The sequence below is a fragment of the Chroococcidiopsis sp. [FACHB-1243] genome, from assembly GCF_014696895.1.
GTDB lineage: Bacteria > Cyanobacteriota > Cyanobacteriia > Cyanobacteriales > Chroococcidiopsidaceae > Chroococcidiopsis.
On the sequence record NZ_JACJQX010000100.1, the window covers coordinates 1 to 7,541 of the forward strand.

6 protein-coding genes are annotated in these 7,541 nt (G+C 45.8%); 1 reads left to right on the forward strand and 5 read right to left on the reverse strand.

Annotation, left to right across the window (positions count from 1 at the left end):
• The first annotated feature begins 36 nt into the window (after positions 1–36).
• Positions 37–909, forward strand: coding sequence for a site-2 protease family protein (locus H6G17_RS31590; protein WP_192162602.1), 873 nt, complete (start codon positions 37–39; stop codon positions 907–909).
• A 61-nt stretch (positions 910–970) separates the two neighbouring features.
• Here H6G17_RS31590 and H6G17_RS33065 read toward each other — a convergent pair whose 3' ends face one another.
• The 5 genes from H6G17_RS33065 to H6G17_RS34440 all read right to left on the reverse strand — a co-directional run bounded on the left by H6G17_RS33065 (position 971) and on the right by H6G17_RS34440 (position 7,329).
• Positions 971–3,373: a helicase-related protein gene (locus H6G17_RS33065; protein ID WP_199317171.1), complete on the reverse strand. Its 2,403-nt coding sequence runs from the start codon at positions 3,371–3,373 to the stop codon at positions 971–973.
• 24 nt (positions 3,374–3,397) lie between these two features.
• The gene (locus H6G17_RS33070; protein ID WP_199317172.1) at positions 3,398–6,313 is read right to left on the reverse strand and encodes a DEAD/DEAH box helicase; all 2,916 of its coding nucleotides are present in this window, start codon (positions 6,311–6,313) and stop codon (positions 3,398–3,400) included.
• A 148-nt stretch (positions 6,314–6,461) separates the two neighbouring features.
• A complete protein-coding gene (locus H6G17_RS31600) occupies positions 6,462–6,722 on the reverse strand; it encodes a hypothetical protein (protein WP_242038710.1) in 261 nt (86 codons plus the stop codon).
• Positions 6,723–6,728: 6 nt separating this feature from the next.
• On the reverse strand, positions 6,729–6,950 hold the full coding sequence (locus H6G17_RS31605) for a hypothetical protein (protein WP_192162604.1): 222 nt from the start codon (positions 6,948–6,950) through the stop codon (positions 6,729–6,731).
• Positions 6,937–7,329 carry a PIN domain-containing protein gene (locus tag H6G17_RS34440; RefSeq protein WP_199317173.1) on the reverse strand — a complete coding sequence of 131 codons (393 nt, stop codon included), beginning with the start codon at positions 7,327–7,329 and terminating at the stop codon, positions 6,937–6,939. The genes H6G17_RS31605 and H6G17_RS34440 overlap by 14 nt, the downstream gene beginning before the upstream one ends.
• Positions 7,330–7,541: the final 212 nt, after the last annotated feature.

Genomic DNA, 7,541 nt, shown 5'->3' on the forward strand with positions numbered 1-7,541 from the left:
AAAAGTGCCGCCACTTGAACAAGGAAGCTGTAGACATTGGAGGGAGCGAAGGCAGAACTGAGCTTGTCTACCCTACCATTAACGGTTTTTGCGACACAACCGTTTTGGGTAGCGATCGCTGGTCCCTTAGTCAGTTTATTGTTGTTCGGGTTATTGACAACAATTAACGTCAGTGTCCCATTACTAGCACCTTTCGCCGCAGTTGTAGGAACGTTGGCTTACGTGAATTTGGCGTTGGCGCTGTTCAACTTAATTCCTGGCTTACCTTTGGATGGAGGTAACATCCTCAAAGCACTAGTTTGGAAAATTACGGGTAATTCTGAAAAAGGTGTTGTCTTTGCCAGTAGAGCAGGGCAATTCATTGGCTGGTTGGCGATCGCTTCTGGCTTAATTCCCTTACTATTGTTTGGTAGTTTTGGTAACTTCTGGAACTTAATCTTAGGTTGGTTTTTACTTCAAAATGCTACCAGGACTGCCCAATCTGCTACGTTGCAGTCAACACTAAAGAAGATTAAGGTAGCAGACGTAGTAAATTTTGACAGCCCAATAGTATCAGCCGAGCTTTCTTTGAGAGAATTTGCTGATGAATCGATTCTTGGTCATGGTAAGTGGGAGAGGTTTTTAGTCACCGATCTTGAAGGGCAACTAGTTGGTACGATGACTCTAGATGCTTTAAGAGTGGTTCCTACTTCACGTTGGGCAGAAACCCAAGTGAGAGAATTGATGCAACCGATCGAAGCATCGGCGATGATTCAATCCGAGCAATCGCTACTAGAAGCAGTAAAAATCCTAGAACAACAGCAACGCTCGGCGCTACCTGTAATTGGGGAGAATGGCGTACTAGTTGGACTTTTAGAGAAAGCTGCGGTTCTGCGCTGGTTGCAAAAACGAGTACAAGCACCTGCGTAGCAAATTCTGTCATTGCTCAAATCTCCCTCAGACTTTGAAACTCCTGTCTGGGGGAGTTTTTTTAGAGACTTCCTAAAATTCCTAACTTCTTTCCCCAATCCTCATCATGCCGCAATGTTAGAACAGTGTAACCAGTGTTGTACCTGAGATTATCTCGCTCGATTTGGTCTTGTTTGCGCTTGTCTGGACTGTCATGAACCGAACCGTCACAGAAAATAGCGATCGCGGCATTGGTTTTATAGAGAAAATCCGGCTTGCAGTTGGCTGAGGGAATTAATTCTTGTGCCGCATCCGGTAGTTTATATCCCCGTTGATAAATCTCCTGTAAAACGACTCGCTCGAAATTAGAATTAGGGTCTGTTTGTTGTAGTAATTGCTGATATCGCTCCTCGCGGGACATCCCTTCAGAATTGCTAACAACTTGACTTGCTAGCAGTTGGTCGAGCAAGGGTTTAATTAAATAGCGATTGATGAATGCATGGTCAAATTGGTTGCGGTAGGATAGCAAGCATTCGTAGCAAGCTTGGACGCAGCTTTCTTTGGGTTGCTTGAAATGGCAAATATCTAGAGCGGCAGCGGCGATTTTTTGAAATGCCTCTGGTTTTTCTAATAGCTGCGAAAGAACGCCCGCTCCCCCTTCTGCTGCTTCCCAAAAAAGCAAATACTTACCTTCCCCCAGTCGTTCGGAGTCGAGTTCGTCGGCTTCTAATTTGTATACTGCTTGGATGGCTGTTTCTAAAGTGTATTGCAGCGTAGCAATAAAAGCTTCTCTATTCTCAGCCGGAACGCTTAAAGGCTCGACAACTAGAATATTACAAGTGTCGTCTACCATTAAATTAACTTCCGTATGCAAGCTGTCAGTAGCTCGATCGTTTCTGGGATCGCCCCAGAACCCTGTTTTGGTATCGAGTTTAAATCCCCGCTCGTCGATATTCTTCTTCAGTCCGCGATTAATCCGCCAGATTTTCGCTGTGGCTCCATAGGTTAAGCGCAACAGTGGCGTGCCTTCGGTAGTTTGGACGGTTGCTGATTCTTGTTTTTGGCTATCGTAGCGGAAGTGAGTGGTAACGTTGTAACCGTACTTGAGCCGTTCTTCTTCATCGCAGGTAATGCGTTCTCGTCGGCGAGCGATCGCAGTTTCCATTGGCAGCACGCGAGTCAGTTTAGCGATATTCTGGTAGCGATCGTTTTTAATTGCTGCACCGCAATTAGAGCAGGTGTCGCGAGAATCACCTTCGTGGAAATAACCGCAGTTAAAGCAGATGCTCGCCCGTTTATACTGGCTGTCAATACCGCTAACGGGAACTTTGGTCTTTGTCACCATAAATTTACTACCTTCGTAGTAAACAATGTTGCTGGGCGCGAATTCCCGTAAAGCAACGGTGCGGGGACGAGAAATGAATTCACCGCCATCCCCTGTAGGAATGTATGCCCTAACTGGTAGGCGGGGAAAGTTAAATCCTGGTAGAAATCCCTCAGCGGCAAAGTAGCGGTAGGGATAAAATTCAAACTCGCTATTGCTTTTGCTTTCGGTTAATCCGACTAATAAGCTTCTTTGCCGTAATGCTTCTTTTTCCTGAGCTTTGGCGATATCGTGTTCTTCCTGGGAAGCATAGCCTCTAGCATAACGGTCGATCGTTTCGCGGGCTTTCTCTAATTGAATTATTGCGTCACCATACAGTTTACGCCAGCGATCGCACGCTCGGTCAAATGCACCTATAGCATTTTCTAGCCTGAACTGCAACCAATTCACTGAATACCAGTCAGCTTTTTGCAGGTCTTCTTGGCAGAAGAGATCGGAGAGAATGGATTGGGTAGCTTGCAGGCATTTTGCTAATTTGTTCTGGCTCAAAGTTAAATCCCGACGCACGCTCTCTTTAAGAGGATAGCCATCGAGATCGAGTTCCAGAATTTTGTTCATCGAATCATCTAGATCAACCCCAGTGTGGGCAAGCCAAATCGAGTAAACGTGGGATTGAACCAAATCTTGGTTAGCCAATTCCAGCTTGGGTGGGGCAACAACTCCAGCAACCATTTGATTTTGACGTTTGAAAAAGTATTGGTCGTGACCGCTACCGATCGCGGCATAAGTAATGACTAGGGCTTCCTGTCCGCTCCTGCCTGCTCTACCGCTACGTTGAGCATAGTTGGCAGGGCTGGGGGGAACGTTTCGCAAATGCACGACGCTCAGATCGGAAATGTCAATTCCCAATTCCATTGTGGGAGAGCAGAACAAAGCAGCTAATTCACCATTGCGGAATTTCTCTTCCCGCTCTTGGCGATCTTTGTTCTTCACTTGTCCGGTATGTTCGCGCCCTTCCATCGTTTGGATTTGAAAGGCATTGGTTTGGTAAAATTCTTGGAAGAAGCTGTTAACGGGTATTTGAGCGTCTTCATTTCCCTGTAAGCGTCGAGACGTTAAAGGATCGGGAGGGATTTCGCTCAGGAGCTTGGCTTTCCACAACAGAGAATCGATGCGTAGCTGTACCTAGGATTTCTCTTTTACCAAATAACCAGCATCGCACAGGGCGTTAACTAAGGTAGCGATTAAACTGGCATACTCCTCATCAGTTAAGGGTTGGCTCCGCAGCGACCAAGCTTTGGGCGATCGCAAGAATCGACCAATTTTACTTCTGGGTGTGAGCTTGACTTTGGCTTTTTCGTTACTGCCGCTGCTCGTGCTTGCCCAGGTTGCTTTATGCAGCTGTTCGTTTTCGTCAAACACCCAAGGTTCTTTAATTGCCTGAAAAATATCGCTTTTGAGTTGGTCTTGTTGTTCTGGTTGCAAAAGTTTGGCATCAATTGCCGATTCCCGCCGTAGTTGGTTAAGAAAGGCAAGGGAGGCAATGAAACGTTCCTGGGGGGTAGCTTGTAACAAGATGGGATGGCGGTGTTTTTGCCAAAGTGCCTCATTCGCACATTCTGCTGGCAAACCGTTATACTCAATTGCCAGCAGTCCGCATTGCTCCAGGTTAGGTTGGACAATGCGCCATCCCCGCCGTAAATCTTCGTAAAGGCGATATTGGATCAGTTTGCGAAAGGCTTCTTCGTTGCGCTGCTTACCAATGCCAAACTCGGCTGGTTGCTTGGCGTAGTCGGTTTGGGACAGTCCCATATACTTGACAACTTCACTAACTAGCTCGCCGTGGGTGAGTTGCCCCTTTGCCCCAAGTGCGCCCAAAAGTGCTGCCCGCAAGAAACTGGTTTGCACGAAGTCGTTGAAATGCCCCGCCTGCAAGGATGCATCCTGACGGTTATCTGTAAAGCTAAGAATTTTGGCGGCTTTAGCTTTCTCGCCCGTGAAAACTTGCTTCAAGCGGCTGGTGGTAGAAAGACAAAGCAGGGTAGTTGCGGTACTCCACCCTTCGCTACTCAGACGCGATAGTTTGCTAAATTCGTTTTTGCGCCCGTCATGCACTACACCGCAGTTGAGGCACACGAGAAATGGTTTGCGGATAAACCAACAGATAGTTCCTTGCAACAGAGAAGTCGTAACTTTACCGTTGGGTAGCACTTGCAGTTGTTGGGGAATAAACTTGGTATAGTCCTTTTTGGGAACGCGCCCTTTCTTTTTGGTTTCGGTGAACCAAGAATCGGGGAGCCTTTCTTCATCGCTAGAATCCCAAAGTCCTGGATCGTCTAGGGTCAGGTAGCCTTCGCTAATATCGGCATCGTCGGCACTAATATCCAAGGCGGTAGGTAATTGCGGTAGAATATTTTGTTTGTCGGCATCGTAGCGCACTACGTAGTAATCCTGTCCGCATTCTCGGCAAAAGACGAGGGGATAAAGCAGGCGGTTTTCGGTAGTAGTATACTGACCTTCGAGAGTGAGAATGCGTCGATCCCGACTTTCAATTGTGGAGTAGACGCTACCCCCTTGGGAGATGAACTGATGCAGGCGAAAGGCAAGTCCCTTTGTTTTGCTTCCCCAGAGGAACATTTGTTTGAGAACGGCTAAACAGGTTTCTGGTGGTAGTTGGGTTTGTGCCGCTAGGGTTGCTGCTCCCGCCTCTAGGGTAATGGGCGTGCGGCGCACCAAATGCCCTTCTTGTTCTGCTAAACCAAAATTCATCTCAATCCAGTTGCTGAGGGGATGCGTTTTGAATGCATCTAGAGTTTGTTCTGGCTCTGGTGGTAAACCTGCTAGAATGCTCGATCGCAGCTCGTCAGCGATCGGTGCAGCACGCTTAATAGAACGCTCTAGAGTTTCATCGATGACGTTGCTGGGTTTGATTTCCACGCCGAATAATTTGCTGGCAACATTCGCCACGACCTGACGGCGTTGTTCGCGGGAGCCTTCTGTTGACATGGTGGCACTAGTGCCAATGCACAGAAGATTCTGACCGCAGCGTTGCCGCAGTTTGCGGATCAAAATCGCCACATCTGCGCCCTGCCTTCCTCTGTATGTATGTAATTCATCCAGTACCAGGAATTTTAAATTGGGAGATTCTACAAGTTTATCTTCGTGAGTGCGGGAGAGCATTAGCTCTAGCATCACGTAGTTGGTGAGCAAAATTTGGGGTGGGTTTTCTTGAATTTCGTTTTTCTTAGCTGAACTTTCTTGTCCGGTATATTGTTCGACGCGAATGTGGGTATTGGCAACCTGGCGCAGAAACTTATCGAGTTCTTCTTTTTGAGAGTTAATTAAGGCATTCATGGGATAAACCAAAATTGCCCTGACTCCTTTAATTTCGGGATGGCGCAGTAAATCGTCAAAAATAGGCACAACATATGTCATGCTTTTACCGGAACCCGTGCCTGTTGTGAGGACGTAGGGTTCTTGGCGTTGTGCCGTGAGAAATGCTTGCTGCTGGTGGTAGTGAAACTGAAAGGGTTTGCCGTCTTTTGAAAAGTAGCGATCGCACTCCCTATGAAGAACTCCCTGTTGCACTAATTCGGTGACGGTTGCACCTTTTTTGTAAGTGGGATTTAGCTGTACTAAGGGATCGCTCCAAAGTTGTCCCCGTTCTAATTCTCGATCGACAAAATCTTTAACTTTAGGGTCGCGGATTCTCAGAAAACTTTCAATATAGCGGCGGTAGTCGTCAATAACTTCGTTGCGGAAATTGAAAATATCGAGATAATTTGTAGTTTGTAATTCGTAATTCGTAATTACCGATCGTGGAGGGTTAGTAGTTGTTCGTCCTAAACGTTGGTTAATCCACTCTTGAAGTTGGTGAGAGAAGGGTTCAGTCAGGGTGGAAAAGTCAATAATTTCTTCGAGCTGTTGTAAATCCCAATTTTCTGGAATACCTGTAAAGAAAAGTGCTAATTGTTCTGGGGTGACTGAGGCAACTCCCGTACAATCTAGCAACGCTAGCTTTTGACTAATTAACGTGCTAGCGGCTACAATTGCACTTTCATTTTGCTGCAATAAATTCTGAAGTTTAATCGGAATTTTCATAATTTTTAACTTGTGGCATACTCGTTTCAAGAGTCAGCCTAGAAACAAATTGAATGGCTGATATTCTTGTTTTATAATGCCCAAGTTAGACGATGAAATTCCTACTGTCCGATCTCATAAAATGCGATCGCTATCCTCTAGTAGATTTTTACTGTCGTGCTGCCTTCTGTACTTCTTCTACATTTAACTTTAGTATCTCTGCAACTTCTTGAATGCTCAGCCCTTTTTGCAGTAGTTTCGTTACTAATTCAACGTCTCTTTCTAATCTTCCTTCTACTTTTCCTTCTTGTTTAGCTTCTTGATAAACCCTGGTTTCTCTCAATAAGCTTATGTTTAACATGGCTTCAATTCCTTCTTGGTTAAAATTGGAAAACTGTGTGTCACTTTTAAAAGAAGATTGTTTGTTCAAAATTACTCATTCTTCGGCAGGCTGGTTATGCCGCATCTGTTTAATTTGACCTAGGATATCTTCAATGTTGACATCCTTGAGTAGTTCATCTCGATCTCGCGTATAATCGCCACTGCCAGTTTCAAATTGCTGCAAGAAGCGAACCATTCCTACAGGACCAAGAGCTTTTGCTAAAGCTTCTATTCCTAGCTGCCTAATCTGTATGGGACTCGCATTACGCATTTCCATTGTTCGTTACCTCCAGCAGCCAAAGAATGGGGTTTTGTACTCTCACTTGTAGCATATTGTCATAAGTAGCCGCTTTACGTATTAGTCTGTCATCTGTTGTGAGCAGTATGTCAGCATTTCCTGCCTCGGCACAGGCAATGTGTAATGCATCGTATGGTTTACACCCTAGCCGAACCACTTCTAGCGCACGAGACTCAACTTGCTTAGTAACAGTTGCTTTAGTTGTCGCTAAAGAAGCCAAAGCAATTAATCGCTGTCGTCTGTCTGCATCAAGTGTTTGAGCAATTTCAGCGTCAATAGCTTCACTGCCAAGCAGAAACCACTCACGGCTTTGACAGCGAGTAAGAATCAGTAGCACTGCCTCGGACTCTAGACGCACTCTCTCCTGCGCTTGATTGTCAAAGGGTCGATTTAGACAGCAAACATCTAGGTAGATTAAAAACGCCAACCTCTACGTTCTCCACTTTTCAACTTTTAGCTTAAAAATTATGGTTGTGTCGCAAAAACCGTTAATGGTAGGGTAGACAAGCTCAGTTCTGCCTTCGCTCCCTCCAATGTCTACAGCTTCCTTGTTCAAGTGGCGGCACTTTT